This is a genomic window from Sinomonas gamaensis, assembly GCF_005876955.1.
Lineage (GTDB): Bacteria > Actinomycetota > Actinomycetes > Actinomycetales > Micrococcaceae > Sinomonas > Sinomonas gamaensis.
Genome location: NZ_SSCL01000003.1, coordinates 324,309 through 349,694, shown reverse-complemented (window position 1 = coordinate 349,694; position 25,386 = coordinate 324,309). Strand labels below are relative to the sequence as shown.

Below are 25,386 nucleotides of genomic sequence, written 5' to 3'. Positions count from 1 at the left end.
AGGTAAATGGGAATCCGTAACTACAAGCCGACTACCCCGGGCCGCCGTGGCTCGAGCGTGGCCGACTTCGCAGAAATCACGCGCTCGACGCCGGAGAAGTCCCTGGTTCGTCCGCTCCCCAAGAAGGGCGGTCGCAACAACACGGGTCGTATCACCACTCGCCACAAGGGTGGTGGGCACAAGCGCCAGTACCGTCTGATCGACTTCCGCCGTCACGACAAGGACGGCGTGAACGCCCGCGTCGCGGAGATCGAGTACGACCCGAACCGTACGGCTCGCATCGCGCTCCTCCACTTCGTGGACGGTACCAAGCGGTACATCATCGCGCCGAACAAGCTCTCGCAGGGCGACTTCGTCGAGTCCGGTCCGGACGCCGACATCAAGCCCGGCAACAACCTGCCGCTCCGGAACATCCCGGTCGGTACGGTCATCCACGCCGTCGAGCTCCGCCCGGGTGGCGGCGCCAAGCTCGCCCGCTCCGCGGGTGCCTCGGTGCAGCTCGTCGCGAAGGAGGGCAAGTACGCCCAGCTCCGCCTGCCGTCGGGCGAGGTCCGCAACGTCGACGTCCGCTGCCGCGCGACCGTCGGCGAGGTCGGCAACGCCGAGCAGTCGAACATCAACTGGGGCAAGGCCGGCCGCCTCCGCTGGAAGGGCGTCCGCCCGACCGTCCGCGGTGTCGCGATGAACCCGGTCGACCACCCGCACGGTGGTGGTGAGGGCAAGACCTCTGGTGGCCGTCACCCCGTCAACCCGAACGGCAAGCCCGAGGGCCGCACCCGCCGCCCGAACAAGGCGAGCGACAAGCTCATTGTGCGCCGTCGTCGTACTGGCAAGAACAAGCGATAGGAGCCTGGACACATGCCACGCAGCCTGAAGAAGGGTCCTTTCGTTGACCAGCACCTCTTCGTGAAGGTCGCCCGGGAAAACGATAAGGGCACCAAGAACGTCATCAAGACCTGGTCCCGCCGCTCGATGATCATCCCCGACATGCTCGGGCACACGATCGCCGTGCACGACGGCCGGAAGCACGTACCGGTCTTCATCACCGAGTCGATGGTCGGGCACAAGCTCGGCGAATTCGCCCCGACGCGGACTTTCCGCGGCCACGTGAAGGACGACAAGAAGGGCAAGCGCCGCTGACCCTGCCGCATGGCAGAGGAAGCAGTGCTTGAACTTCGAGAAAGAGAAGGAAAGCAATGGAAGCCAAGGCAATTGCGCGTCATATCCGCGTAACGCCGATGAAGGCCCGGCGCGTCGTCAACCTTGTTCGTGGCAAGCAGGCGAATGAGGCTCTGGCGATCCTGAAGTTCGCCCAGCAGGCGGCTTCGGAGCCGGTCTACAAGGTGGTCGCCTCCGCGATGGCGAACGCCCGCGTCCTGGCCGACCGCGATGGTCTGCCGTTCGACGAGAGCGACCTCTACATCAGCGAGGCGTTCGTCGACGAGGGTCCGACCATGAAGCGGTTCCAGCCGCGTGCCCAGGGCCGCGCGTACCGCATCAAGAAGCGCACCAGCCACATCACTGTGGTCGTGGCGACCCCGGAGAACGAGGAGGCCCGCTAAATGGGACAGAAGGTCAACCCGCACGGGTTCCGACTCGGCATCACCACCGACCACGTCTCGCACTGGTTTGCCGACAGCAACAAGCCGGGTCAGCGCTACAAGGACTTCGTCCGCGAGGACGTCCAGATCCGCAAGCTCATGACCAACGGCATGGAGCGCGCAGGCATCGCCCGCGTCGAGATCGAGCGCACCCGTGACCGCGTCCGCGTGGACATCCACACGGCCCGCCCGGGCATCGTGATCGGCCGCCGTGGTGCCGAGGCCGACCGCATCCGCGGCGAGCTCGAGAAGCTCACCGGGAAGCAGGTCCAGCTGAACATCCTCGAGGTCAAGAACCCCGAGATCGAGGCTCAGCTCGTGGCCCAGGGCATCGCGGAGCAGCTTTCGAGCCGCGTCGCGTTCCGCCGTGCCATGAAGAAGGCCATGCAGTCGGCGCAGCGCGCCGGTGCCAAGGGTATCCGCGTGGCCTGCTCGGGCCGTCTCGGCGGCGCCGAGATGTCCCGCTCGGAGTTCTACCGTGAGGGCCGCGTGCCGCTGCACACCCTCCGCGCGAACATCGACTACGGCTTCTACGAGGCCAAGACGACCTTCGGCCGCATCGGCGTGAAGGTCTGGATCTACAAGGGCGACGTGACGTCCAAGGAGCTGGCCGCCCAGGCTGCCGCTGCTCCGTCGGGCCGCGGCCGCGGTGACCGTCCGGGTCGCCCCGGTGGCGAGCGCCGTCGTCGTCCGTCTGGCGACCGCCAGCCGCAGGGTGCCGCTCCCGAGGCAACTGAGGCCCCGGCCGCCGAGGCTGCTCCGGCAGCGGAAGGAGGAGAGGCTTAAATGCTTATTCCCCGTCGTGTGAAGCACCGCAAGCAGCACCACCCGGGTCGTTCCGGCGCTGCAACCGGCGGCACGAAGGTCAGCTTCGGCGAGTACGGCATCCAGGCCCTCTCGCCGGCGTACGTGACCAACCGCCAGATCGAGGCGGCCCGTATCGCCATGACCCGCTACATCAAGCGTGGCGGCAAGGTCTGGATCAACATCTATCCGGACCGCCCGCTCACGAAGAAGCCGGCCGAAACTCGCATGGGTTCCGGTAAGGGTTCGCCGGAGTGGTGGGTCGCCAACGTGAAGCCGGGCCGGGTTCTCTTCGAGCTCGCCGGTGTGAACGAAGAAGTGGCGCGTGAGGCTCTTCGCCTCGCGATGCACAAGCTCCCGTTGAAGGCGCGCATCGTGCGTCGCGAAGGTGGTGAATGAGAATGGCAGTCGGTTCGAAGGACCTGACCGCTGAGAAGCTCGACGAGCTGGATAGCGAGCGCCTCCTCGAGGAGCTCAAGAAGGCGAAGGAAGAGCTGTTCAACCTCCGCTTCCAGTCGGCAACGGGCCAGCTTGAGAACCACGGCCGGCTTCGGTCCGTGAAGAAGGACATCGCCCGCATCTACACGGTCCTCCGTGAGCGCGAGCTCGGCATCCGTGTCGAGCCCGTCGCTGCTGTCGCGGAGACGAAGGACGCCAAGAAGTCCAAGAAGGCCGCCAAGGCTGAGTCGGAGGCCCCCGAGGCGCCGGCTGAGACCGAGGAGGACGCCAAGTGAGCGAGCAGGAGAACAACGTGACGGAGAACGCCGCCGCGGCTGCCGAGAAGCGCGGCCACCGGAAGACGGCCCGTGGCTACGTCGTGTCCGACAAGATGGACAAGACGATCGTCGTCGAGGTCGAGGACCGCGTGAAGCACTCGCTCTACGGCAAGGTCATCCGCCGCACCGAGAAGCGCAAGGCTCACGACGAGAACAACACCGCCGGCATCGGCGACCTCGTTCTCATCGCCGAGACCCGCCCGCTGTCCGCCACCAAGCGGTGGCGCCTCGTGGAGATCCTCGAGAAGGCCAAGTAGGCCCTTCGGGTTCCACCCGATTCGAAGGCGGCCCGTCCCTCATGTGAGGGGCGGGCCGCTTCGGCGTTTCGGGTGCGGCTAACGCTCTCCTCCTCCGTTTCGGGTGCGGCTAGTGCCGCTCCAGGATCAGTTGGTGCACCCGAGACGCCGGAGGGGGAGAGTTGGCGTACCCGAGTTGGTGGGGGAGGGGACGACAGCGGAACCCCCGATGTCAAGAGGGTTCGCCTTTCGTGCTACGATATTGAGCTTGTACGACTGCATTCGGCGTGCCCTCCCGAGGGGGCGTCAAGCAGGCGTGCAGTACCTCGTGAACAATCGTGCCACCGCATAATGCCCTTCTGCGCGCCCGCGCGCGGGCCTTGCCGGGAAGGGGTCAATTGCCTCTGGCACGGCGGTTCAGGTCCGTTCTGGCCACATCCAGGCGGATCGAGAGACACCCCGACAATCCGTTCCGCAAGGCTCGGCGCAGCAAGACCGCGATCTGAGAACCAGCGTGACGTAAGGAGTAGAAGTGATTCAGCAGGAGTCGCGGCTCAAGGTCGCCGACAACACGGGTGCGAAGGAAATCCTCACCATCCGCGTTCTCGGTGGATCTGGCCGCCGCTACGCAGGTATCGGCGACGTTATCGTCGCCACCGTCAAGGACGCGATCCCTGGCGGGAACGTCAAGAAGGGCGACGTGGTCAAGGCCGTCATCGTCCGCACCAAGAAGGAGCGCCGCCGCGCGGACGGCTCCTACATCAAGTTCGACGAGAACGCTGCAGTCATCCTCAAGAACGACGGCGACCCCCGTGGTACGCGTATCTTCGGCCCGGTCGGCCGCGAGCTGCGCGACAAGAAGTTCATGAAGATCGTCTCGCTGGCTCCGGAGGTGCTCTGACTCATGGGCGCAAAGATCAAGAAGGGCGACCTGGTCCAGGTCATCACCGGCACCAAGCAGGAAAAGGGCGGTGACAAGGGCAAGCAGGGCAAGGTCCTGAAGGTGTTCCCCGCAACGAGCCGCGTGCTCGTCGAGGGCATCAACCGCGTCACCAAGCACACCAAGGTCGGCCAGTCGCAGCGCGGCACGAAGACCGGCGGCATCGAGCAGGTCGAGGCTCCGATCCACGTCTCGAACGTGGCCCTCGTTGACCCCGAGACCAAGAAGCCCACGAAGGTCGGCTTCCGCGTCGAGACCGTGGAGAAGGACGGCCGCCAGAAGACGGTCCGCATCCGCTACTCCAAGGCCACTGGGAAGGACATCTGATGACTGAGACTGTCGAGACTCCGGTCAAGATCGTGCCCCGTCTCAAGGCGAAGTACGCGGACACCATCAAGGGTGCCCTCCAGGACGAGTTCAAGTACGTCAACGTGAACCAGGTCCCGCGCCTGGTCAAGGTTGTCGTGAACATGGGCGTCGGCGACGCCGCGAAGGACTCGAAGCTGATCGAGGGCGCTGTGCGCGACCTGACCCTCATTACGGGCCAGAAGCCGCAGGTCACCAAGGCCCGCAAGTCGATCGCCCAGTTCAAGCTCCGTGAGGGCATGCCGATCGGCGCCTTCGCGACGCTTCGCGGCGACCGCATGTGGGAGTTCGTGGACCGCCTCGTGACCCTTGCTCTTCCGCGTATCCGCGACTTCCGCGGCCTCAGCGGCAAGCAGTTCGACGGCAACGGCAACTACACGTTCGGCCTCACCGAGCAGGTGATGTTCCACGAGATCGACCAGGACAAGATCGATCGCCTCCGCGGCATGGACATCACGGTCGTCACGACCGCCAAGACCGACGACGAGGGTCGCGCGCTGCTCAAGGCGCTTGGCTTCCCGTTCAAGAACGAAGACTGAATCACTACATGACAGGTCCGCTCGGGTCCTTCGGGGTTCGAGTGGAAACCGTCATGAGGAAGGGCACGAGCCCACATGACTATGACTGATCCCGTCGCAGACATGCTTACCCGTCTGCGCAACGCCAACTCGGCCTACCACGACGAGGTTGCTATGCCTTCGTCGAAGCTCAAGGTCCGAGTTGCCGACATCCTCAAGGCCGAGGGCTTCATCGCCGGCTGGAAGGAAGAGGACGCCGAGGTCGGCAAGAAGCTGACCCTGACGCTCAAGTTCGGTCCGAACCGTGAGCGCTCCATCGCGGGCGTCCGCCGCATCTCCAAGCCGGGTCTCCGCGTGTACGCGAAGTCCACGAACCTCCCGCACGTGCTGGGCGGCCTCGGCATCGCCATCCTGTCCACCTCTTCTGGGCTCCTGACCGACCGTCAGGCTGCCAAGAAGGGCGTGGGCGGCGAAGTCCTCGCGTACGTCTGGTAAGGGAAGGAAGGAAGAAGATATGTCCCGCATTGGACGTCTCCCCATCACCGTCCCGTCCGGCGTCGAGATCACGATCGACGGCTCTGTCGTCACCGTCAAGGGTGGCAAGGGCGAGCTCACACACACCGTGGCGAGCCCGATCGAGGTCAACCTCGAGGACAGCACCCTCTCGGTGACCCGCCCGAACGACGAGCGCATCGCGCGTTCGCTGCACGGTCTCACCCGCACGCTCCTCGCCAACATGATCGAGGGCGTCACCAAGGGCTACGAGAAGAAGCTCGAGATCGTCGGCACGGGTTACCGCGTGCAGGCCAAGGGCTCGGACCTCGAGTTCGCGCTCGGCTTCTCCCACCCGGTGACCGTCACCGCTCCGGAGGGCATCGCGTTCACGGTGGAGAACCCCACCAAGTTCACCGTGTCCGGCATCGACAAGCAGCGTGTCGGCGAGGTGGCTGCCAACATCCGCAAGCTGCGCAAGCCTGATCCCTACAAGGGCAAGGGCATCCGTTACGCCGGCGAAGTTGTCCGCCGCAAGGTCGGGAAGGCTGGTAAGTAACCATGGGTCTGAGCATCAACAAGAAGCAGCCCGCGAAGTCGCGCACCGCGTCCCGCTCGCGCCGGCACATCCGCCTGCGCAAGCGCATCGTCGGCTCTGCCGAGCGTCCGCGTCTCGTCGTCACGCGGTCTTCGCGCCACGTGTTCGTCCAGGTTGTCGACGACAGCAAGGGCATCACGCTCGTCTCGGCCTCCACGCTCGAGGCTGACCTCCGCGCGTTCGAGGGCGACAAGACGGCGAAGGCCCGCCGGGTCGGCGAGCTCGTCGCCGAGCGTGCCAAGGCTGCCGGCATCGAGTCCGTCGTGTTCGACCGCGGCGGCAACAAGTACCACGGCCGCGTTGCTGCGATTGCAGACGGCGCCCGGGAAGGCGGGCTGGCACTGTGACCGCTGAGAACAACGAGAAGGACAACGTGTCTGAGAATGTGACCGAGGGCGCCGCTGAGGCTGCCGCTCCCGCCACCGAGGACCGCCGCGGCGGTCGTCGTGGCGAGGGCCGCGGTCGCGGCGACCGTGGCGGCCGCGGTGGCCGTGACGGTGGCCGTGACGCCGAGAAGAACCAGTTCGTCGAGCGCGTCGTGACCATCAACCGCGTCGCCAAGGTCGTCAAGGGCGGCCGCCGCTTCAGCTTCACGGCTCTCGTGGTGGTCGGCGACGGCAACGGCACCGTGGGCGTCGGCTACGGCAAGGCCAAGGAAGTTCCCGCGGCCATCGCGAAGGGCGTCGAAGAGGCCAAGAAGTCGTTCTTCCGCGTCCCCCGCGTCGGCACGACTGTCCCGCACCGTGTGCAGGGTGAGGCCGCTGCAGGCGTCGTCATGCTGCGTCCGGCTGCCCCGGGTACCGGCGTTATCGCCGGCGGTCCGGTGCGCGCCGTCCTCGAGTGCGCTGGCATCCACGACGTGCTCTCGAAGTCCCTCGGTTCCTCGAACGCGATCAACATCGTCCACGCGACGATCGAGGCGCTCAAGGGTCTCGAGGAGCCGCAGGCTGTGGCTGCCCGCCGTGGTCTCCCGCTCGAGGAGGTCGCCCCGGCTGCCCTGGTGCGCAACATCGAGAACCAGAAGGCAGGTGTTTGAGTCATGGCGAAGAACCTGGCTCCCTCCGACGCCACGTTGGAGATCACCCAGATCAAGGGCGTCATCGGCGCCAAGCAGAACCAGCGCGAGACGCTGCGCTCCCTGGGCCTCAAGCGCATTGGCCACACTGTCGTCCGCAAGGCCGACGCTGTGACCGTGGGCATGATCAACACGGTTCCGCACCTCGTGAAGGTTGAGGAGGCGAAGTAATGGCTGAGAAGGAAACCGAGCAGAAGGCTCACGCCCTCAAGGTTCACCACCTGCGTCCGGCCGCCGGCGCCAAGACCGCGAAGACCCGTGTCGGTCGCGGTGAGGGCTCCAAGGGCAAGTCCGCTGGTCGCGGTACCAAGGGTACGAAGGCCCGCTACCAGGTCCGCGCAGGGTTCGAGGGCGGGCAGCTTCCGCTGCACATGCGTCTCCCGAAGCTCCGCGGCTTCAAGAACCCCTTCCGGGTCGAGTACTCCGTGGTCAACCTCGAGCGGCTCGTCGAGCTGTTCCCCGAGGGTGGCACAGTGGGTGTCGAGGAGCTCATCGCGATGGGCGCCGTTCGCAAGAACCAGCCCGTCAAGGTGCTCGGCAACGGCGACCTGGCTGTGAAGTTCGACATCACCGCGCACGCGTTCTCCGCGTCCGCGGCTGAGAAGATCGCCGCAGCGGGCGGCTCCACGACCGTCCTCTGACGATCCCCGGAGCCCAGCCGAGGCTGTGAGCTGAAGGCCCCTGCCGCCGTCGTGTGCTCTAGCGCACATGACGCGCGGCGGGGGCCTTTCGCGTGCGCCGGCAACGGGCGTGCAACCCCGGAATTATCCTCCGGGGACGGCCAGCCGGTAGACTCGGTAGCTGTACTCGCTCGCGCAGCAGTCTGCGCGCGAGCCCTGACCCTACGTTCCTCGTGATCGGGGAGGAGAAGCGTGCTCTCTGCCATTGGCCGGGCATTCCGAACGCCGGACCTGCGGCGCAAGCTGCTGTTCACGCTGGGCATCATCGCGATCTTCCGTCTGGGCGCGTTCATCCCCTCACCAGGGGTCAACTACAGCAACGTCAAGACGTGCCTGTCGCCGCTCGTGAGCGGCCAGGACCAGCAGCAGGGCATCTACCAGCTCATGAACCTGTTCAGCGGCGGCGCGCTGCTGCAGGTCTCGGTATTCGCGCTGGGGATCATGCCCTACATCACGGCCAGCATCATCGTGCAGCTGCTCCGTGTGGTGATTCCGCGGTTCCAGGAGCTGTACGAGGAGGGCCAGGCGGGGCAGACGAAGCTCACGCAGTACACGCGGTATCTGACCATCGCGCTGGGCCTCCTGAATGCGACGACCCTCGTCTCGCTCGTCCGTTCGGGCCAGCTGTTCCCGAACTGCCAGCTGCCGATCATCCCCGATCAGAGCATCATCACGACCCTGCTCGTCATCATCACGCTCACGGCGGGCACCGGGCTCATCATGTGGATGGGCGAGCTGGTGACGGAGAAGGGCATCGGCAATGGCATGTCGCTGCTCATCTTCACGTCGATCGCCGCGAACTTCCCGGCGTCGCTCGGCGCGATCTGGTCCTCGAAGGGCCCGGGCACGTTCTTCATCGTGCTGGTGATCGGCCTCGTCACGATGGCTCTGGTGGTGTTCGTCGAGCAGTCCCAGCGGCGCATCCCTGTGCAGTACGCGAAGCGCATGATCGGCCGCCGCACGGTCGGCGGAACCACCACCTACATCCCGGTGAAGGTCAACATGGCCGGCGTCATCCCGGTGATCTTCGCGTCGTCGATGCTGTACCTGCCGGCGCTCGTGGCCCAGTTCAACACTCCGAAGGACGGCTCGAACATCCAGCCGTGGGTCGAGTGGATCAACAACAACCTCACGCGCGGCGATCACCCGGTCTACATGGTGATCTACTTCGTGCTGATCCTCTTCTTCACATACTTCTACGTCGCCATCACCTTCAACCCTGAAGAGGTTGCCGACAACATGAAGAAGTACGGGGGCTTCATCCCGGGCATCCGGGCCGGGAAGCCGACTGCGGATTACCTGCAGTACGTACTTTCGCGCATCACGCTGCCGGGCTCGCTGTACCTCGGCATCGTGGCCCTCATTCCGCTGATCGCGCTCGTGCTGGTGCAGGCCAACACGAACTTCCCGTTCGGCGGCACGTCGATCCTCATCATGGTGGGCGTGGGCCTCGAGACGGTCAAGCAGATCGATGCACAGCTCCAACAGCGACACTACGAAGGACTACTGCGATGACGAGAATGCTGCTCATTGGCCCCCCTGGCTCCGGCAAGGGCACTCAGGCCGAACGGATCTCCCACGGACTCGGCATCGTCGCCATCTCGACCGGGGACATCTTCCGCTTCAACGTCAAGGAGGAGACTCCGCTCGGCCTCGAGGCCAAGAAGTACATAGACGCAGGCGACTTTGTCCCGGACAGCGTGACGAACAGCATGGTGCGCGACCGCCTCGCGCAGGACGACGTCCGCGACGGCTTCCTCCTCGACGGCTACCCGCGCACCGTGGCGCAGGTGGAGTACCTCGACGAGATCCTGGCGGAGTCGGGCCTGAGCCTCGACGTGGTCCTGCAGCTCACCGCGGACGACGAGGAACTCGTCAAGCGCCTCCTGGGCCGCGCCCGGGAGACGGGCCGCAGCGACGACAACGAGACGGTGATCCGTCACCGCCTCGAGCTTTACCACACGCAGACCGAGGCGGTCGTGTCGCGCTACGAGGAGCGCGGCATCCTCACCAAGGTCGACGGCATCGGCGCCATCGACGAGGTCACCGAGCGCGTTCTGGCCGCCATCAAGAACGGCGCGCCGGATCCCGCCTGAGCCAGATCTGCACAGCAGCAATTGACGACGACGGCGCCACTCGCCTTGAGCGGGCGGCGCCGTTGTTCTGCGGGGAGAGGAATCCTGTGATCGGACAGCGCAAGATCGAGTACAAGAACAACGGACAGCTGCGCATCATGGCGGAGGCCGGGGTGCTGCTGAGCCGGGCTCTGGACGCGGCCGTGGCTGCTGTGGCCCCGGGCGTCTCCACTGACGAGCTGGACGCGGCGTTCGCCGAAGTGGTCGATGCGGCCGGCGCCCAGTACAACTTCCTCGGCTACTTCGGCTATCCGAAGCACATCTGCGTCTCCGTCAATGACGAGGTGGTGCATGGGATTCCCGGCCAGCGGAAGCTGCGTGACGGCGACATCCTCTCGATCGACGGCGGCTGCATCGTCCGGGGCTGGAACGCGGACTCGGCCCGCACGGTGATCGTCGGCGAGGGCGACCCCGAGGACGTGCGGCTCTCCGAGGTCACCCGTCAGGCGATGTGGCACGGCATCGCCGCGTTCGGCCGTGGCACGCACGTGGGCGACATCGGCGACGCCATCGACGATTTCGTGACCGCCCAGCCCGGCGCACCGCTCGGGATCCTCGAGGACTACGTGGGCCACGGGATCGGCTCCCAGATGCACATGGCGCCGGATGTGCTCAACTACCGCACGGGCCATCGCGGCGCGAAGATCAAGCCGGGCCTGGCCCTGGCCATTGAGCCGATGCTGGTCCGCGGTTCCATCGATACGAAGGTGCTCGATGACGAGTGGACCGTCGTGACGACCGACGGCGCGCGTTCGTCGCAATGGGAGCATTCGGTCGCCCGCCACAGTGATGGCATCTGGGTGCTCACCTCCGAGGACGGCGGGGCCTCTGAGCTCGAGCCCTTGGGCGTGACCCCGGTACCGATCCCCGCCTGACGGCCTAGACTGTCCGGGAGGCAGGCCGAGGGGCACGAGGGGGCACCGTGAGGCGTGAGCTGGACGCTGTGGGGGAGGTCCGCGAGGGGGCCACGCCGGTGGCTGGGTGGGCCTCGGAGGTGGCTGGATGGTTGGTCGCCGTGCTGCTGGCGCTCGTCGTCGTCGTGCATCTCACCGCAACTGACCGCTCGTGGATGCTCTACTACGATTCCGAGACTGTCCTTCCCGCACTCGTCCGCAGCTCGGTCGTCGCGGGCCAGCCTCAGGACTGGGCCCTCTCTGCGGTCCTCTTCATTCCCGAGATGGGGCTGTATTTCGCGATCGCGGCGCTGGGGCTCGGGATCAAGGGTACGTTCGCCGCCGTCGGGGTGGCCAACTTCCTCCTGCTGTACGGTTCGCTTCGGCTCATGAGCGGCCTCCTTCGGCCCGAGTGGGCGCGCGGCCGCCGCATCGCCGGGGCCCTCGCGGCGTTCGGCCTCGTCGTCCTCCTGACGCTGTTCGAGGACTCGTCGCGGTGGGACTCGTTCGAACTGGCGTCCCTGCTGGCCACGAGCACGTTTTACAGCATGACCGTCATCGCGTCCGTGCTCTCGACGGCCCTCGCCGCTCCGCTTGCACGGGTGGCCACGCGACGTCGCCGTACGTTTCTCGAATTCGGGCTCCTGGGCGTGGCTGCTGTTTCGACCCTGACCAACCCCCTCTATCTGGGGTGGGAAGCGATTCCGCTCGTGCTGGTCTTCGGGCTTCTCGCGTGGAGGCGGGCCGTGCCGTGGCGCTCCTTCGGTCGGGTCGCGACGGTCCTCGCAGTGGGCGCGGCCTTGGGCCTTCTCGGGAGGATCCCCTTCGCGCCAATGATCACGAAGGACGGCCCGGCCTATGCGAATCCCGGCAATCCCTCGGGAACCCTGATCTACTATGCCCGGCTTCTTCTGGACCGGACGTCGAACCTCCTGGGCTCCCTCGAGCTGATTGCTGTTCTGGTGCTTCTCCTCGTGGCGATCTTCGTCTTCCGCCGTTCGGTGGCAGTTGCGGACGGTCCGGCCGGAGTCGTTGCCGGGGTGGCGTGGGTGGCGCCGCTCGTCGTCGTCGTGGGGATGGTGGCACTGGGCGGGGTGGGAACGCGCTACTTCCAGCCGGTGTTCTTTGCACCGCTCGGCGCCGTGGTCCTTGCGCCCGGGCTGTTCTCCGAGGGGAGCCTTGTTCGGAGGCTGCCGCGACGGGTGCTGACGGTCTTGGTTGCGGTGGTCGCCGCGGCGTCCCTCGGAGCATCGGCCTTGGCGGCCCTCGCCGTGCGGAGCTCGGCCGAAGCGATGGATCCCGACGTCCGCTGCGTGGACACGTGGATCACAGCGAGCCACCGGACAGGGGCCGGCCGATTCTGGACGATTCGCGGGCCGAAGGCATATCTCGCGGATCCGCGGCAGCTCGTCCAAGTCGACAACTCGTTCGGAGCCTATCCCTGGCTCACCGATCGGTCCGACTACCGCTCGCAGAACGTCTCTTTCGTGCTGAGCGACGCCCAGTACCCTGCCCCGGCTCTCCCCGCCGCAGTCACGGATGCGCCCCGCCAGACCGTGCCATGCGGTCGGTACACCATCACTGACTTCGGCTCGGAGGTGCTGACCCTCGGGGCGGTCAATCCGAACGCCACCCCCTAGGGAATTCTCGTCAGGGAATTCTGCCCGTTGACTGCACGTTCGGGACACATGTGAAGGCGATAACGTACGAACGCTTCGGCGATGCAGACGTTCTTGAACTGAGGGAAGTCCGGGATGCCCATCCAGGCTCGGATTCCGTGCTCGTGCGGGTCAAGGCCGCCAGTCTCAATCCCGTTGACTACAAGATCCGGCAAGGTCACCTCAGGGGTCTCATGGATGCGGTGTTCCCGGTGATTCCCGGATGGGATGTGGCGGGGGTCGTGGTGAAGACCGGGTTGGACACGCCGGAATTCGAAGTGGGCGACGAGATCCTTGCCTATGCCCGCAAGGACGTCGTCTCAGGCGGCACTCTCGCTGAACTTGTCGAGGTCCCTGTCCGGACGGCAGCCCACAAGCCGAAGGAGTTGAGCTTCGAGGAGGCGGCCGCGCTGCCGCTTGCGGGCCTCACCGCACTTCAGGCGGTGCGGCGCGCCGACGTCTCTGCTGGCCAGACCGTGCTCGTCCACGCCGCGGCGGGGGGAGTGGGCTCGTTCGCGACCCAGCTCGCCGTGCTCGCGGGTGCGCGGGTGATCGGCACTGCCTCCGAGCGGAACCACGAGTACCTGCGCTCATTCGGGGCCGAGCCGCTGGCGTACGGACACGGTCTGGTCGAGGCGGCCAAGGCGCTCGCGCCGGAGGGCTTCGACGTCATCCTCGACTTCGCGGGCCACTCCGCACTCGACACGGTCCATGCTCTTCTTCGCGACGGCGGCATCGTCGCGTCCATCACAGACCACAGGGCTCGGGATGTTTACGGCGGCCAGTACATCTGGGTCCGTCCCGATCGCGCCAACTTGGCCGAGCTCGCAGGCCTTGCCGCGCGGGGGAAGCTCAAGGTCGAGATTGCCGAGATCTTCGACCTCGCCGACGCGGCCCAGGCCTATCGGAAGCTTGAGAGCGGGCACGTTCGCGGCAAGCTCGTGGTTCGGGTCTAGCTAGCTAGCGACAGACGACGACGGCGCCGCTCGCCTCTGAGGTGAGCGGCGCCGTCGTGCTTAACCCAGGCGGGCTAGGCTCAGGCGGACTGGGCTTGGGCAGACTCGGTTCAAGCGGTCAGCTTCGGCCTGACGTCCTTCTCGTAGATGCCCGTGAGGGTCTTCTTGAGGTCCGCCATGATGGCCTTGACGTCACCCTGCTGGGTCACGATCTTGGCGACCGACTTGGCCATCTCCTGGTCGGCGCCCGGCAGGAACACGCGCGCGTTGTCCTGGACCTTGGTCACGGCGAGCTGGTCGATTGCGGTCTGGATCTGCGGGGTCTTCGCGAGGACGGCGGTCATATCCGCGGACTTGCGCACAGGCATGTAGCCGGTCGCGGCGGAGAAGGCGGCCGTGTTCTCCGGCTCTCCGACGAACTTGATGAACATCGCCGCGGCAAGCTGCTGCTCCTTGGTGATCCCAGACGGGATGCCGAGGCCGGCGCCGCCGGTGGGGCAGACGTTCGTGGACGCCTTCGGGCCGCCCGGGAGGAAGCCGACCCCGACGTTGAACTTGGCGTTCTTCAGGATGCCGACGAGCGAACCGGTCGAGGAAATGGTCGCTGAGGCGATGCCCGCGGCGAAGTCATCGGCCGACTCCTTCGAGGAGACGCCCGCCCACTTGTCCTTGTACACCGAGTCCTGGACCCACTGCATCGCAGCGACGGCGTCGGCGGAATCGCAGGTGATGTCCCAGCTGTTGGACCAGCCGGAGCCCCAGCCCCACAGGTTGTTCTGGAGCGTCCAGCCGGCATAGCCGGCGAGGGCCGGGTACATGTAGGCGTACTGGGCGCCCGAGGCTGCCTTGAGCTTGGGGGCCCAGTCGTCGAACTCGTCCCACGACTTCGGCGCGCGGTCGGGGAGGCCGGCGGCCTTGAAGTGGTCCTTGTTGTAGTAGAACAGCGGCGTGGAACGGCCGTACGGCAGGGCCCACTGCTTGCCGCCGTACTGGTAGTCCTTGACGAGCGAATCGCGGTAGTCGCTCAGCTGGACGCCGAGCTGCTTGGCGAGCGAGTCCAGCGGAATGATGTTCCCGTTGACGTAGTAGCGGAACCACCAGACGTCGGAGAGGACCACGACGCCCGGCAGACCCGACTTCGCGGCCTGCGCCGTCTGGAATTTCTGGGCGATCTCCTCGTAGTTCGCGCCCGCGGTGACGAGGTTGACCGTGATGCCCGGGTTCGCCTTCTGGAACTTTTCGATGATCTGCTGCTCGACAGCCTGCGACTGGCCGGGGTGGTTCGTCCAGAACTCGATGCTCGAAGCGGGCTTGACGTTGGAGAAGTCGGTGTCGGGACTGGCGCCCGCTTTGGCGGCCGTACCGCCGGAGGTGTCCGGGCCGGCGCAGGCGGCCAGGGCGAGGGCGCCGGCCCCAGCTCCGGTGAGGGCGAGGAAGCCGCGACGGTTGACGGGGAATGCCATGGTGGGGCCTTTCGTGCGGTGGGTGCGGGTGGGTTCAGTTGGAGACGCTGCCCTGCGTGAGGCCCGCGACGATGTAGCGCTGGAGCATCGCGAAGACCACGAGGACGGGGAGGATGACGAGGACGGCGCCGGCCATGAGGATTCCCCAGCCGGAGCCCGTGTTGCCCTCGGAGTTCTGGAGGAGCGTGAGGCCCACGGGGAGGGTCATCGTCTCGGGCCGGTCGGTGATGATGAGCGGCCAGATGTAGTCGTTCCACTCGTTGACGATGGTTACGAGCGCTACGGTCGCGATGGACGGGAGCGAGACCGGGGCTACGATCCGCCAGAGGCGCCGCCAGTGGCCGGCGCCGTCGAGTTCCGCGGCCTCGAGGATCGAGGCGGGAAGCGTCTTGAAGTGCTGGCGCAGGAGGAACGTGCCGAACGCCGTCCCGAGGCCGGGGAGGATGATGCCCCACAGCGTGTTCTTTCCGCCCATTCCGGCGATGAGCACGTAGTTCGGGAGGATCGCGACCTGTGGGGGCACCATCAGTGCCACGAGGATGAGGACGAAGATGGCGTTCTTGAAGGGGAACCGCACGAACACGAGGGCGTACGCCGTGAGGATCGCGAGCGCCACCTTGATGGCCGAGCCCACGAAGGTCACGATCGCGGAATTGAGGAAGAACCTGCCGAACGGCACGGTGGTGGTCGCCTCGGCGTAGTTCTGGGTGTAGAGCTGCTGGGGCAGGATCCTCAGATCGGTCGTGACGATCTCGCCCGGCGTCTTGAACGAGCTCAGTGCCATCCAGGCGAGCGGGAGGAACACGATGAGCGTTGCGAGGACGAGCGGCACATAGCCGCCGGCCAAGGTCTTGACCAGATTGGATCGCGAGAAGGCGCTTCTCATGAGTAGTGGACCTTCCGCTCGACGAACCGGATCTGGACCACCGTGACGATGAGCAGGATTGCGAACAGGATCACCGAGATCGCTGCGGAGTAGCCTGCGCGGTTGTAGGCGCCGAACGCCTGGAGGTAGGCCTCGTAGATGAGGGTGCTGGTCCCGGTGCCCAGCGGCGTCATGATGCGGATGAGGTCGAAGGCCTGGAGGCTCGAGAGGATCGTGGTGATGAGGAGGAAGAAGGTCGTGGGGGAGAGGAGCGGGAGCGCGATGCTCCAGAACCTCCGAGCGGATCCCGCGCCGTCGAGTTCCGCCGCCTCCATGACGTCACCCGGAAGCGACTGCAGCCCGGCGAGATAGACGACCGCGCAGTACCCGAGGTTCTTCCAGACGTAGACGATCGTGACCATCGTGAGCGCAAGCTGTGGATCGTTGAACCACTGAGGGCTGCTCTGGCCGAGGCCCCGCAGCACCCAGGCGAGTACGCCGTAGCCGGGGTCGAAGATGAACATCCACACGAGTCCGACGCCCACTCCCGAGAGCACGTACGGCGCGAAGACGGCGGAACGGGCGAACGTCGTGCCCCGCACCTTCGAATTGAGGGCCAGGGCCACGAGAAGGCCCAGCACCATGGAGAGGCCCACGGTGAACAGGGTGAAGGCGGCCGTCGTGCCCAGGACCCGGGGTGCGTCGTCGCTCGTGAAGAAGTCGACGTAGTTGGCGAGGCCGACGACCCGGGCCGTCGACGCGCCGAGCGTCCAGTCGAGCGTCGAGTACTGGAGGTTCGCGAGGAGTGGCCGGTGGGTGAACACGGCGATGAGGGCCAGATTGGGGAGTGCCATCGCGAGGAACACAAGGAAGTCGCGGCGGCTCCTGAGCGACCAGCGGGGGCGCGTCCGGGGCGCACGGGCAACGACCGCGGGCTGCGGTCTGTCCAGATCGAGTTTGGTCATAGCGGCATTAGTCGACCACGCCGTACCGTCGCCCGGAGGCGGGAAAGGGCGTTCTGAGAGAGAGTTCCCGATTGGTTGCCCAAGAGTTAACTCTCTGTTGGAAGAGCGGCCATCCTCGCTGAGAGGTACGGCACAATGTCCCCATGGGTTCCCTCCTCGACGTCCCAGGGATACGCGTGGGCCATGCCCAGCGCGTCGGCGATGGCTGGCTCACGGGCGTGACGGCCGTGCTCGCGCCTCCGGGCTCCGCCGGCGGGGTCGACGTGCGGGGCGGGGGCCCGGGGACAAGCGAGACCGACGCCCTCGACCCCTCCACGCTCGCCCAGAACGTGGACGGCGTGGCCCTCTGCGGCGGGAGCGCGTACGGCCTCGCCGCAGCGGCCGGCGTGCAGCAGTTCCTCGAGTCGGAGGGGCAGGGCTTTGCCGTCTTGGGGGGCGTGGTGCCGATCGTGCCCGCGGCCGTGATCTTCGACCTTGGCCGCGGCGGAGACTTCGCGAAGCGCCCCGACACCGCGATGGGTTTCGAAGCGGCGGCCGCTGCCGTGCCCGCGGGGGAGGCCGACGACGGCGCCCTCCGCGGCTGCGTCGGCGCCGGCACCGGGGCGGTCTTCTCGCGCGGAAGGTACAAGGGCGGTGTGGGGATGTCCTCGGTTTCCATCCCTGCCGGTCCGATGCAGGGTCCCCCCGGCGCTCCCGAAGTCGTTCTTCCGGAAGGGCTCGTGGTCGGTGCCCTCGCCGTCGTCAACGCGGCGGGGACCCCGGTGTTCCCCGGCGAGCCCCCGACCGGCCTCAGCCCGACCGTCGTCGGTGGGGCGGCGCCGTCGTCCGCCAACACGACGCTCGCCGTCGTCGCCACCAACGCCGCGCTCACGCCCGCGGAGTGCAAGCGCATGGCAACGGCCGCTCAGGCCGGGCTTGCGCGTGCCCTTGACCCGAGTCACACCCTCGTGGACGGCGACACGGTCTTCGCGCTCTCGACGCGCGCCGTCGAGTTCGAGCGGGAGCCTGACTTCGCACGGCAGTTGGGGCTGTTCGTGGTGCAGACAGCCGGGGCGGAGGCGGTGCGGCTGGCGATCCTGGACGCCGTCCGCTCGGCGACGGCCGTCACCACCCCGGCCGGGAGCTGGGAGCCCTATCCGGCGCCGCCGGCGGGCTGACGCTCCGGGTCATCCCGCCGTCGGACTTTCACCATCTTCAGCGGGCCCGTCACGGCGTGCCCTCGAACGCGCCGGCGATTCGCGCCGTCGTCCTCCCGAAAGTCGGTGAGTCTCCGACCGCAAGTTGTCCACATAGCTCGCCACGGGCCGGAATCAACGGCTCTCGTCCCGGCACGATGACCCAGTGGACTCTGTTCAGCGCCTGCATCGCCTCGGCGGCGTCGCGCGCACGCGGCAGCTGCTCGCGGCAGGTGCCTCGGAGCGCGAGCTGTCGCGGGCGGTGAAGGCCGGCGTCGTTGAACGCCCGAGGCCCGGCATCTACGCGCTCCCGGGAACGGACCCGCTCCGCCTCCGCTGCGCCGCCACCAACTCGCGCCTCACCTGCGCCTCCGCGGCGGAGCACCACGGGTTATGGGTGCTGCGCCGCCCGAAAGAAGTGCACCTACTGCGAGCGGACGGCACCTTCTCCTCCGAGCGTGCCGTCATCCATCGCCGGAGCTGGCTCCCGGGGGAGCCGGACGGATGGATCGCGTCAAAGGCGGACGTCCTGCTCCACGCGCTGCAGTGCCTTCCCGAGCTCGAAGCCCTGGTCATGGTCGAATCGGCTTCGCAGCAGGGATTCTCGATGGAATTCCTCCGCGATCGCCTGTCGGGCCGTCGCAACGCCCCCGCCCGGCGCATCCTCGATCTCGTCGATGTCGGGGCCGAGTCCCTCCTGGAGACGCTCGCGCGCACACACCTTCGCCGTGCGGGCCTTCGCGTGCAGCCCCAGGTCGATATCCGTGGGGTCGGCTCGATGGACTTGCTCGTGGAGGACTGCGTCGACGTCGAGACCGATGGCAGGGAGCACGAGGCGCCGAAGCGCCGCCTCAAGGACTATCGACGCGACAATGCTGCCCAGACACTCGGCTTTGCCGTGGCGCGTTTCGGCTACGCGGACATCGTGCATCGGCCGGAGGAGATGGTGAGGCAAGTCCGGGCCATGGTCGAGGCGCGACTCGCGCTCGGCGGCCTCCCACAGCTCGATTTGCTCTAGGGTTTCGCGCCGGACTTTCACCAGCTCTTGAGCGGACGACGGCGGCACTCGTCGGCGCGGCGGGGGAACCCGCCGCAGCGGAGCGGCAGATGATGGTGAAACTCCGACGTCCGGGACCTGTATGGGCCAAGGCCGTGTACGATAGGCCGATTTAACTTCCGGACCGAATCGGCGTACAGTTATCTGTTGGCTGTCGGCCCCGCCGTGCCCATTTCGGGGCGGCTGTCGCCGGTCGAATCAACCATAGACGACCACCGGGCGCAACCGTGCCCGGCGGCACAACAGATAGCGGAGGCTATGGCCAAGAAGGACGGTGTCATCGAGATCGAGGGCGTCGTGACTGAAGCGCTGCCCAACGCGATGTTCCGCGTTGAGCTGACGAACAAGCACGTCGTGCTCGCACACATCTCCGGGAAGATGCGTCAGCACTACATCCGTATCCTCCCGGAGGATCGCGTGGTGGTGGAGCTCAGCCCTTACGACCTGACCCGCGGCCGGATCGTCTACCGCTACAAGTAAGCAGCGCGGCCGGGGGCACCCGGCCGGACATGCTGACCACCTGCAGAACACGCAAAGGAATGCCATGAAGGTCAAGCCGAGCGTCAAGCAGATCTGCGACAAGTGCAAGGTGATCCGCCGTAACGGCCGGGTCATGGTGATCTGCGAGAACCCACGCCACAAGCAGCGCCAGGGCTGATTCCTCCTTCCGAGGAACCAACCCGGGCGGCGCCCACGCAATAACTAGAGAAGGCAGCACAAGCTGCGCTGGGACGAACAGGGCCCGGACAGCTAACCCCCGGCCCGGAGGCTGGGGCCGCACGGACAGTGCGGGTGTACTGCCTACGACCTCCGGACAACACAAGGAGAACCGCCACTATGGCTCGTCTCGCTGGCGTTGACATTCCCCGCGAAAAGCGGCTGGAAATCGCGCTCACTTACATCTACGGCGTGGGTCGCACCCGTGCGAAGGAGACGCTCGCTGCCACTGGCATCAGCCCGGACGTCCGCGTGAAGGACCTCTCGGACGCTGAGCTCGTCCAGCTGCGTGACTACATCGAGGGCAACTACAAGGTTGAAGGTGACCTTCGCCGCGAGGTGGCCGCCGACATCCGCCGCAAGGTCGAGATCGGCAGCTACGAGGGCCTGCGCCACCGCAAGGGCCTCCCGGTCCGCGGCCAGCGCACCAAGACCAACGCCCGTACCCGCAAGGGTCCGAAGCGGACCGTCGCCGGCAAGAAGAAGGCCGGCCGCTGATCGCGGCTAGCGTCACCAAGAAGTAGGAGTACTCATGCCCCCGAAGACTCGTGCGACCTCGGTCCGCAAGCCGCGTCGCAAGGACAAGAAGAACATCGCGCTCGGTCAGGCGCACATCAAGAGCACGTTCAACAACACGATCGTTTCGATCACGGATCCCTCGGGCGCTGTGATCTCGTGGGCCTCGGCCGGCGAGGTCGGCTTCAAGGGCTCGCGCAAGTCGACCCCCTACGCCGCGCAGCAGGCCGCCGAGGCTGCCGCGAAGCGCGCGCAGGAGCACGGCCTCCGCAAGGTCGACGTGTTCGTCAAGGGCCCGGGCTCGGGCCGCGAGACCGCAATCCGCGCTCTGCAGGCCGCCGGCCTCGAGGTTGGCTCCATCCAGGACGTCACCCCGAGCGCGCACAACGGCTGCCGCCCGCCGAAGCGTCGCCGCGTCTAACTGGTTGTCGAAGGGCCGGGCCGGCCGGGGGAGACCCTTGCCGGCCTCTGGCCCGTACTTAGTCAGACCGTTTTCCATCCATCTGTGTTGCGTCATATAGCGGATGCTCGCTGAAAGGAAACTACGTGCTTATTGCACAGCGCCCCACACTGTCTGAAGAAGTGGTGTCCGACAACCGCAGCCGATTCGTCATCGAGCCGCTGGAGCCCGGTTTCGGATACACGCTCGGCAACTCGCTGCGCCGCACTCTGCTGTCCTCGATCCCTGGGGCTGCAGTCACCAGCATCCGAATCGACGGCGTGCTGCACGAATTCACCACGGTTCCTGGGGTCAAGGAAGATGTCACTGAGATCATCCTGAACCTCAAGAGCCTGTCCATCTCCTCCGATCAGGACGAGCCGGTCGTCGCCTACCTGCGCAAGCAGGGCCCGGGTGTCGTGACCGCCGCGGACATCGCTCCGCCGGCGGGCGTGGAGATCCACAACCCGGATCTGCACATCGCCACCCTGAACTCGAAGGGCAAGTTCGAGCTCGAGCTCACCATCGAGCGCGGCCGCGGCTACGTTTCCGCGGCGCAGAACAAGTCCGCCGACGCGGAGATCGGCCGCATCCCGGTCGACTCGATCTACTCGCCGGTCCTGAAGGTCACCTTCCGGGTCGAGGCGACGCGTGTCGAGCAGCGCACCGACTTCGACCGCCTGATCGTGGACGTGGAGACGAAGCCGGCCATCAAGCCGCGCGACGCCGTCGCGTCTGCCGGCACCACGCTCGTTGAGCTCTTCGGCCTGGCCCGCGAGCTCAACACGGCTGCCGAGGGCATCGAGATCGGCCCGTCCCCGACGGACGCTGCGCTCGCCGCGGACATGGCCCTTCCGATCGAGGACCTGGACCTCACCGTGCGCTCGTACAACTGCCTCAAGCGCGAGGGCATCCACACCGTGGGTGAGCTCGTGGCGCGCTCCGAGGCCGACCTGATGGACATCCGGAACTTCGGTGCCAAGTCCATCGACGAGGTCAAGGCCAAGCTCACCGAGCTCGGCCTCTCCCTCAAGGACTCGCCTCCAGGCTTCGATCTCGCCGCTCGCGCTGCCGCGATCGACGAGGACGAGGCCCCGTACGGCGACGACGACCTCTAAGCCACCATGAATTGACCGCTTCCGGGCCAACCCCGGAAGCGGCTCACCCGAGGAGAAACTACTATGCCTGCACCCGCCAAGGGTCCGCGTCTGGGCGGAGGCCCGGCGCACGAGCGCCTCATGCTCAACAACCTTGCCGCCGCGCTCTTCGAGCACAAGCGGATCACGACGACCGTGACGAAGGCCAAGCGCCTCCGCCCGGTCGCCGAGCGCCTCATCACGTTCGCGAAGCGCGGCGACCTCGCCTCGCGCCGCCGTGTCCAGGCCGCCATCTCGGCCCGCACCAACACCAACAAGGGCATCATCCACGAGCTCTTCACGGAGATCGCGCCGCAGCTGTCCGACCGCGAGGGCGGCTACACCCGCATCACCAAGATCGGCAACCGCAAGGGCGACAACGCCCCCATGGCGGTCATCGAGCTCGTGCTCGAGCCGATCTCGGCGAAGCAGGCTGTCGTCCGCGAGGCCGAGGGCGCCGCGGAGCGCGCTGCCGCTCCGAAGGCTGAGCCGGTCGTTGAGGCGGAGGCCCCCGAGACTGAGGTCGAGGAGACTGAGGCTGAGGTTGCCGAGGCTCCTGAGGCCGAGGCCGCTGAGACCGAGGCTCCCGCGGTTGAGGAGACCGAGGAGGCCCCTGAGGCCGAGGCCAAGGACGACGACGCCAAGTAAGTCGCGCTGCCGGCGCCAGTAGAATTCGGCGCCGGTAAAGTTGGGCTTATGACAGCTGAGAAGACCCCCGTTCCCGCTTCTGGGAACGGGGGTCTTTCTGTGCCCGAGACAGTTCGGGTGCGGTTGGATGTCGCGTACGACGGCGGTCCCTTCAGCGGGTGGGCGGTCCAACCGGGACTGCGGACGGTGCAGGGCGCGCTCGAGGGGGCGCTCGCCCTGATCTTGCGCCGTCAGATCCGCGTGGTGGTGGCGGGACGGACGGACGCCGGCGTGCATGCGCGCGGGCAGGTCGTGCATGTGGACCTGAGCACGGACGAGTGGGAGGCTCTCCCGCGACGTTCGGACGCGGGTCCGGAAGATGTCCTGGCCCGTCGGCTCCGCGGCGCCCTCAGCCGGGTACTCGGAGAGGAGACGGGCGCGCTCGAGGTGCGGGGCGTCGTCGTGCCTCCCGCGGGCTTCGATGCGCGGTTCTCCGCTCTGTGGCGCCGCTATTCGTACCGGATCGCGGACCGCCCCGAGCACTGGGACCCCACGCTCCGCGGCATCACGCTCTGGCACAAGGCGCCGCTCGACGTGGGCCGGATGAACGGCGCCGCCGCCCAGCTCCTGGGGCTGCAGGACTTCCTGGCGTTCTGCAAGCCGCGCGAGGGCTCAACCACAGTGAGGGAGCTGCAGGAGTTCGCGCTCGAACGCACGCATGAGGGCGTGGTGGTCGTGCACGTGAAGGCGGACGCGTTCTGTCACAACATGGTGCGTGCGCTCGTCGGCTCTGCGCTGCGAGTCGGTGAGGGCCTCGAACGGCCCGAGTGGCTCCACGAGCGGATGCTTGCGCGGGTCCGGGACGCGAAGACGCGGCTGGCTCCGGCACATCCGCTGGTCCTCGAGGAGGTCGGCTATCCGGCGACGGCGGAGGAGCTCGCCGCTCGGGCGGAGCAGACCCGGGCGCTGAGGGACCCGGCCTGAGCACCGTCCGCTAGACCGGGGCAGACTCGGGCGCCGGCAGCAGGAGCGTGAAGACGCTGCCTTCGCCGGGTTCGCTGTCGCATTCGAGGCGCCCTCCGTGTCGCTCGGCGATCCAGCTGCTGATGGCCAGGCCGAGGCCGACGCCCGGGATGTCGGAGCGCCGGGCCTGCGAGGTCCGGAAGAAGCGTTCGAAGACGAGCTCGCGCTCGTGCGGTGCGATGCCCATGCCGCTGTCCCGCACCTCGACGCGGACCCAGCCATCGTCCTGGCATGCGCGGAGGGTCACAGTTCCCCCGTCAGGCGAGTACTTGATGGCGTTCGAGAGCAGGTTGTCTACGGCTTGGCCGATGCGCAGCGGGTCGACGCGCACCCAGAGCGGGCCTTCGACCTCGAGGCTGAGGCGGACGCCGGCGGCGACGGCGGCCAGACGGGCTGCGTCGACACGGGCGCTGAGGATGCTGCCGAGCTCGGCGGCCTCGAGGCGCACGGGGATCGCGTTGGAGGACGAGGCCACGAGATCGGACGCGAGGTCGAGGAGGCGTTCGGCGCTCCGCTGCGCGACTTCGAGCCGGAGGCGATCGCTCTGCGGGATAGCCTCGGATTCGAGGACGAGGTCGAGATTGCCGAGAACCGCGGTGAGCGGCGAGCGGAATTCGTGGGCCACGGTGCGCACGAGTTCGGCCTTGTCCTCGACGGCGCCCGCGAGGGCCGTGACGTCGCCGAACGCGACGACGGCTCCCCCTTCGGGACCCGCGAGGGGGCGCGCCACGACCGAGAGGGCCACGGCGTCCTTGCCCTGGCCGAGCCAGAGGACCTCGCCGTCGATCCGCTCGCCCGCGGCGGCGCGCCGGAGCGGTCGCTGCTCGGGAGGGATCGGGGTCCGCCGGTCCTCCGCGAACACGGGCAGTGCGGCCTCGCCTGCGTCCCCCCGCGAGGACAGTTTCCAGCCGAGGGGTTCCACCAGTTCGCCGAATCGCCGGTTCCAGCGACTGGGCACGGCGTCCGGGCCGACGGCGACGATGCCCACATGGACGGCGTCGAGCGTGGCGGTCAGCAGCCGCTCGGTGGAGAGCGACTCGACGAGGAGGTCCCGCAGCGCTGCCTGCTGTGAGCGCAGCAGGCGTTCCTGCAGTCGGAGGCCGGCCGTCGCGGCCCGGATCGCGACGGCGACGATGAGCAGCAGGATCGGCAGGAGGAGCGCGCCGTTCGCTCCGGCAGGTACGCGACGCGCGATCGAGTCGATGAGAGTGGGGGAGGCGATGATCAGCGGAGCCACGAAGCACACCGCCAACGCCCACGCGCCGGACCGCATCGACGCCGCGATCCAGATGACCGGGAAGACGCTGAGTGTGCCGAGACCTTGGAGCAGGCCGCCGGGGGCATTGCGGAAGAGGCCGATGGAGACGAGGTCGAGCAGCGGGATCGCCAAGGCGACCTGATCGGAGTACTTCTCCCACGGGACCGCCAAGCATGCGACGCACGCGACGCTCTGCACCACCAGGCCGGCGAGGACGAGTGGTCGGTCCGGCGCGGTCTCCCATCCTGCGGGAGAAGCGAGCGCTGCGAGGACGATGGCGAGGACGAGCGGCAGCTGCCAGAGCGCTATTCTGGCCCGTGGTCCGGCGCGATTGAGGTACCGATGAGCACGGTCGAAGACAGCCTGTTCCTGGGATGACACGCGCAGCTCCTTCCCCGTATCCCCCAATTACAGTGC

The 25,386-nt window shown here is 67.2% G+C and carries 34 protein-coding genes; 30 read left to right on the top strand and 4 right to left on the bottom strand.

What is annotated here, in order from left to right; all coding sequences use genetic code 11:
* Window positions 1-6 precede the first annotated feature (6 nt).
* The 21 genes from rplB (at window position 7) to E5679_RS06350 (ending at window position 13,728) form a co-directional block, all read left to right on the top strand.
* Entirely contained in the window at window positions 7-846 is an 840-nt protein-coding gene (rplB, locus tag E5679_RS06450) for a 50S ribosomal protein L2 (RefSeq protein ID WP_138414233.1), read from the top strand.
* Between the two features lie 12 nt (window positions 847-858).
* Window positions 859-1,140: a 30S ribosomal protein S19 gene (gene rpsS, locus E5679_RS06445; protein WP_043119392.1), complete on the top strand. Its 282-nt coding sequence runs from the start codon at window positions 859-861 to the stop codon at window positions 1,138-1,140.
* 56 nt (window positions 1,141-1,196) lie between these two features.
* The gene (gene rplV, locus E5679_RS06440; RefSeq protein ID WP_138414232.1) at window positions 1,197-1,562 is read left to right on the top strand and encodes a 50S ribosomal protein L22; all 366 of its coding nucleotides are present in this window, start codon (window positions 1,197-1,199) and stop codon (window positions 1,560-1,562) included.
* Complete coding sequence (rpsC, locus tag E5679_RS06435) at window positions 1,563-2,387, top strand: 30S ribosomal protein S3 (RefSeq protein ID WP_138414231.1); 825 nt, start codon at window positions 1,563-1,565, stop codon at window positions 2,385-2,387.
* Window positions 2,388-2,804, top strand: a complete 417-nt coding sequence (gene rplP / locus E5679_RS06430) for a 50S ribosomal protein L16 (protein ID WP_138414230.1) — start codon at window positions 2,388-2,390, stop codon at window positions 2,802-2,804.
* 2 nt (window positions 2,805-2,806) lie between these two features.
* A complete protein-coding gene (rpmC, locus tag E5679_RS21420; protein WP_138414336.1) occupies window positions 2,807-3,139 on the top strand; it encodes a 50S ribosomal protein L29 in 333 nt (110 codons plus the stop codon).
* Window positions 3,136-3,438 (top strand): 30S ribosomal protein S17, encoded by a 303-nt coding sequence (gene rpsQ, locus E5679_RS06420; protein WP_138414229.1) that lies wholly within the window; start codon window positions 3,136-3,138, stop codon window positions 3,436-3,438. The genes rpmC and rpsQ overlap by 4 nt, the downstream gene beginning before the upstream one ends.
* 511 nt (window positions 3,439-3,949) lie before the next feature.
* Entirely contained in the window at window positions 3,950-4,318 is a 369-nt protein-coding gene (rplN, locus tag E5679_RS06415) for a 50S ribosomal protein L14 (RefSeq protein ID WP_003803789.1), read from the top strand.
* 3 nt (window positions 4,319-4,321) lie between these two features.
* Window positions 4,322-4,684, top strand: a complete 363-nt coding sequence (gene rplX, locus E5679_RS06410) for a 50S ribosomal protein L24 (RefSeq protein ID WP_138414228.1) — start codon at window positions 4,322-4,324, stop codon at window positions 4,682-4,684.
* Window positions 4,684-5,262 (top strand): 50S ribosomal protein L5, encoded by a 579-nt coding sequence (rplE, locus tag E5679_RS06405; RefSeq protein ID WP_138414227.1) that lies wholly within the window; start codon window positions 4,684-4,686, stop codon window positions 5,260-5,262. Before rplX ends, rplE begins: the two co-directional genes overlap by 1 nt.
* Before the next feature lie 75 nt (window positions 5,263-5,337).
* Entirely contained in the window at window positions 5,338-5,736 is a 399-nt protein-coding gene (gene rpsH, locus E5679_RS06400; RefSeq protein WP_043119382.1) for a 30S ribosomal protein S8, read from the top strand.
* 19 nt (window positions 5,737-5,755) lie between these two features.
* Window positions 5,756-6,292 carry a 50S ribosomal protein L6 gene (gene rplF, locus E5679_RS06395; RefSeq protein ID WP_138414226.1) on the top strand — a complete coding sequence of 179 codons (537 nt, stop codon included), beginning with the start codon at window positions 5,756-5,758 and terminating at the stop codon, window positions 6,290-6,292.
* 2 nt (window positions 6,293-6,294) lie between these two features.
* Window positions 6,295-6,678 carry a 50S ribosomal protein L18 gene (rplR, locus tag E5679_RS06390; RefSeq protein WP_138414225.1) on the top strand — a complete coding sequence of 128 codons (384 nt, stop codon included), beginning with the start codon at window positions 6,295-6,297 and terminating at the stop codon, window positions 6,676-6,678.
* A gap of 38 nt (window positions 6,679-6,716) precedes the next feature.
* Window positions 6,717-7,367 (top strand): 30S ribosomal protein S5, encoded by a 651-nt coding sequence (rpsE, locus tag E5679_RS06385; RefSeq protein WP_171042270.1) that lies wholly within the window; start codon window positions 6,717-6,719, stop codon window positions 7,365-7,367.
* A 3-nt stretch (window positions 7,368-7,370) separates the two neighbouring features.
* Window positions 7,371-7,577: a 50S ribosomal protein L30 gene (gene rpmD / locus E5679_RS06380; RefSeq protein ID WP_043119375.1), complete on the top strand. Its 207-nt coding sequence runs from the start codon at window positions 7,371-7,373 to the stop codon at window positions 7,575-7,577.
* Entirely contained in the window at window positions 7,577-8,047 is a 471-nt protein-coding gene (gene rplO, locus E5679_RS06375) for a 50S ribosomal protein L15 (RefSeq protein WP_138414223.1), read from the top strand. Before rpmD ends, rplO begins: the two co-directional genes overlap by 1 nt.
* 231 nt (window positions 8,048-8,278) lie before the next feature.
* Window positions 8,279-9,601, top strand: coding sequence for a preprotein translocase subunit SecY (gene secY / locus E5679_RS06370; protein WP_138414222.1), 1,323 nt, complete (start codon window positions 8,279-8,281; stop codon window positions 9,599-9,601).
* Complete coding sequence (locus E5679_RS06365; RefSeq protein ID WP_138414221.1) at window positions 9,598-10,182, top strand: adenylate kinase; 585 nt, start codon at window positions 9,598-9,600, stop codon at window positions 10,180-10,182. Before secY ends, E5679_RS06365 begins: the two co-directional genes overlap by 4 nt.
* A gap of 86 nt (window positions 10,183-10,268) precedes the next feature.
* Complete coding sequence (map, locus tag E5679_RS06360; protein ID WP_138414220.1) at window positions 10,269-11,096, top strand: type I methionyl aminopeptidase; 828 nt, start codon at window positions 10,269-10,271, stop codon at window positions 11,094-11,096.
* A 47-nt stretch (window positions 11,097-11,143) separates the two neighbouring features.
* The gene (locus E5679_RS06355; RefSeq protein WP_138414219.1) at window positions 11,144-12,754 is read left to right on the top strand and encodes a hypothetical protein; all 1,611 of its coding nucleotides are present in this window, start codon (window positions 11,144-11,146) and stop codon (window positions 12,752-12,754) included.
* Window positions 12,755-12,804: 50 nt separating this feature from the next.
* Window positions 12,805-13,728, top strand: coding sequence for an NADP-dependent oxidoreductase (locus tag E5679_RS06350; RefSeq protein WP_138414218.1), 924 nt, complete (start codon window positions 12,805-12,807; stop codon window positions 13,726-13,728).
* Between the two features lie 110 nt (window positions 13,729-13,838).
* Here E5679_RS06350 and E5679_RS06345 read toward each other — a convergent pair whose 3' ends face one another.
* Genes E5679_RS06345 through E5679_RS06335 form a run of 3 tightly spaced genes read right to left on the bottom strand, consistent with a single transcriptional unit; the run spans window position 13,839 to window position 17,021 of the window.
* Window positions 13,839-15,191 (bottom strand): ABC transporter substrate-binding protein, encoded by a 1,353-nt coding sequence (locus E5679_RS06345; protein WP_138414217.1) that lies wholly within the window; start codon window positions 15,189-15,191, stop codon window positions 13,839-13,841.
* A gap of 34 nt (window positions 15,192-15,225) precedes the next feature.
* Window positions 15,226-16,077 (bottom strand): carbohydrate ABC transporter permease, encoded by an 852-nt coding sequence (locus tag E5679_RS06340; RefSeq protein ID WP_138414216.1) that lies wholly within the window; start codon window positions 16,075-16,077, stop codon window positions 15,226-15,228.
* Window positions 16,074-17,021 (bottom strand): carbohydrate ABC transporter permease, encoded by a 948-nt coding sequence (locus tag E5679_RS06335; protein WP_171042262.1) that lies wholly within the window; start codon window positions 17,019-17,021, stop codon window positions 16,074-16,076. The genes E5679_RS06340 and E5679_RS06335 overlap by 4 nt, the downstream gene beginning before the upstream one ends.
* Before the next feature lie 143 nt (window positions 17,022-17,164).
* On the opposite strand from E5679_RS06335, the gene E5679_RS06330 reads away from it, so the two are divergent.
* The 9 genes from E5679_RS06330 to truA all read left to right on the top strand — a co-directional run bounded on the left by E5679_RS06330 (window position 17,165) and on the right by truA (window position 23,672).
* Entirely contained in the window at window positions 17,165-18,178 is a 1,014-nt protein-coding gene (locus tag E5679_RS06330; protein ID WP_138414215.1) for a P1 family peptidase, read from the top strand.
* Window positions 18,179-18,362: 184 nt separating this feature from the next.
* Window positions 18,363-19,214 (top strand): type IV toxin-antitoxin system AbiEi family antitoxin domain-containing protein, encoded by an 852-nt coding sequence (locus E5679_RS06325; protein ID WP_138414214.1) that lies wholly within the window; start codon window positions 18,363-18,365, stop codon window positions 19,212-19,214.
* Between the two features lie 297 nt (window positions 19,215-19,511).
* On the top strand, window positions 19,512-19,733 hold the full coding sequence (infA, locus tag E5679_RS06320; protein ID WP_011775571.1) for a translation initiation factor IF-1: 222 nt from the start codon (window positions 19,512-19,514) through the stop codon (window positions 19,731-19,733).
* 64 nt (window positions 19,734-19,797) lie between these two features.
* Entirely contained in the window at window positions 19,798-19,911 is a 114-nt protein-coding gene (gene rpmJ / locus E5679_RS06315) for a 50S ribosomal protein L36 (protein ID WP_011775570.1), read from the top strand.
* 179 nt (window positions 19,912-20,090) lie between these two features.
* Window positions 20,091-20,468, top strand: coding sequence for a 30S ribosomal protein S13 (rpsM, locus tag E5679_RS06310; protein WP_077491066.1), 378 nt, complete (start codon window positions 20,091-20,093; stop codon window positions 20,466-20,468).
* 34 nt (window positions 20,469-20,502) lie between these two features.
* Complete coding sequence (rpsK, locus tag E5679_RS06305; protein ID WP_138414213.1) at window positions 20,503-20,907, top strand: 30S ribosomal protein S11; 405 nt, start codon at window positions 20,503-20,505, stop codon at window positions 20,905-20,907.
* A gap of 125 nt (window positions 20,908-21,032) precedes the next feature.
* Entirely contained in the window at window positions 21,033-22,043 is a 1,011-nt protein-coding gene (locus E5679_RS06300) for a DNA-directed RNA polymerase subunit alpha (protein ID WP_138414212.1), read from the top strand.
* Between the two features lie 63 nt (window positions 22,044-22,106).
* Complete coding sequence (gene rplQ, locus E5679_RS06295) at window positions 22,107-22,709, top strand: 50S ribosomal protein L17 (protein WP_138414211.1); 603 nt, start codon at window positions 22,107-22,109, stop codon at window positions 22,707-22,709.
* Between the two features lie 48 nt (window positions 22,710-22,757).
* On the top strand, window positions 22,758-23,672 hold the full coding sequence (truA, locus tag E5679_RS06290) for a tRNA pseudouridine(38-40) synthase TruA (RefSeq protein WP_138414210.1): 915 nt from the start codon (window positions 22,758-22,760) through the stop codon (window positions 23,670-23,672).
* Between the two features lie 10 nt (window positions 23,673-23,682).
* Here the strand turns inward: truA and E5679_RS06285 are convergent, their stop codons facing one another.
* On the bottom strand, window positions 23,683-25,350 hold the full coding sequence (locus E5679_RS06285; RefSeq protein ID WP_138414209.1) for a sensor histidine kinase: 1,668 nt from the start codon (window positions 25,348-25,350) through the stop codon (window positions 23,683-23,685).
* Between the last annotated feature and the right edge of the window lie 36 nt (window positions 25,351-25,386).

Bases quoted from the DNA above. Each gene is read 5' to 3' on its own strand.
- rplB (WP_138414233.1), top strand. From the start codon at position 7: ATGGGAATCCGTAACTACAAGCCGACTACCCCGGGCCGCCGTGGCTCG.
- rpsS (WP_043119392.1), top strand. From the start codon at position 859: ATGCCACGCAGCCTGAAGAAGGGTCCTTTCGTTGACCAGCACCTCTTC.
- rplV (WP_138414232.1), top strand. From the start codon at position 1,197: ATGGAAGCCAAGGCAATTGCGCGTCATATCCGCGTAACGCCGATGAAG.
- rpsC (WP_138414231.1), top strand. From the start codon at position 1,563: ATGGGACAGAAGGTCAACCCGCACGGGTTCCGACTCGGCATCACCACC.
- rplP (WP_138414230.1), top strand. From the start codon at position 2,388: ATGCTTATTCCCCGTCGTGTGAAGCACCGCAAGCAGCACCACCCGGGT.
- rpmC (WP_138414336.1), top strand. From the start codon at position 2,807: ATGGCAGTCGGTTCGAAGGACCTGACCGCTGAGAAGCTCGACGAGCTG.
- rplX (WP_138414228.1), top strand. From the start codon at position 4,322: ATGGGCGCAAAGATCAAGAAGGGCGACCTGGTCCAGGTCATCACCGGC.
- rplE (WP_138414227.1), top strand. From the start codon at position 4,684: ATGACTGAGACTGTCGAGACTCCGGTCAAGATCGTGCCCCGTCTCAAG.
- rpsH (WP_043119382.1), top strand. From the start codon at position 5,338: ATGACTATGACTGATCCCGTCGCAGACATGCTTACCCGTCTGCGCAAC.
- rplF (WP_138414226.1), top strand. From the start codon at position 5,756: ATGTCCCGCATTGGACGTCTCCCCATCACCGTCCCGTCCGGCGTCGAG.
- rplR (WP_138414225.1), top strand. From the start codon at position 6,295: ATGGGTCTGAGCATCAACAAGAAGCAGCCCGCGAAGTCGCGCACCGCG.
- rpmD (WP_043119375.1), top strand. From the start codon at position 7,371: ATGGCGAAGAACCTGGCTCCCTCCGACGCCACGTTGGAGATCACCCAG.
- rplO (WP_138414223.1), top strand. From the start codon at position 7,577: ATGGCTGAGAAGGAAACCGAGCAGAAGGCTCACGCCCTCAAGGTTCAC.
- E5679_RS06365 (WP_138414221.1), top strand. From the start codon at position 9,598: ATGACGAGAATGCTGCTCATTGGCCCCCCTGGCTCCGGCAAGGGCACT.
- E5679_RS06345 (WP_138414217.1), bottom strand. From the start codon at position 15,191: ATGGCATTCCCCGTCAACCGTCGCGGCTTCCTCGCCCTCACCGGAGCT.
- E5679_RS06340 (WP_138414216.1), bottom strand. From the start codon at position 16,077: ATGAGAAGCGCCTTCTCGCGATCCAATCTGGTCAAGACCTTGGCCGGC.
- E5679_RS06335 (WP_171042262.1), bottom strand. From the start codon at position 17,021: ATGACCAAACTCGATCTGGACAGACCGCAGCCCGCGGTCGTTGCCCGT.
- E5679_RS06330 (WP_138414215.1), top strand. From the start codon at position 17,165: ATGGGTTCCCTCCTCGACGTCCCAGGGATACGCGTGGGCCATGCCCAG.
- infA (WP_011775571.1), top strand. From the start codon at position 19,512: ATGGCCAAGAAGGACGGTGTCATCGAGATCGAGGGCGTCGTGACTGAA.
- rpmJ (WP_011775570.1), top strand. From the start codon at position 19,798: ATGAAGGTCAAGCCGAGCGTCAAGCAGATCTGCGACAAGTGCAAGGTG.
- rpsM (WP_077491066.1), top strand. From the start codon at position 20,091: ATGGCTCGTCTCGCTGGCGTTGACATTCCCCGCGAAAAGCGGCTGGAA.
- rpsK (WP_138414213.1), top strand. From the start codon at position 20,503: ATGCCCCCGAAGACTCGTGCGACCTCGGTCCGCAAGCCGCGTCGCAAG.
- rplQ (WP_138414211.1), top strand. From the start codon at position 22,107: ATGCCTGCACCCGCCAAGGGTCCGCGTCTGGGCGGAGGCCCGGCGCAC.
- truA (WP_138414210.1), top strand. From the start codon at position 22,758: ATGACAGCTGAGAAGACCCCCGTTCCCGCTTCTGGGAACGGGGGTCTT.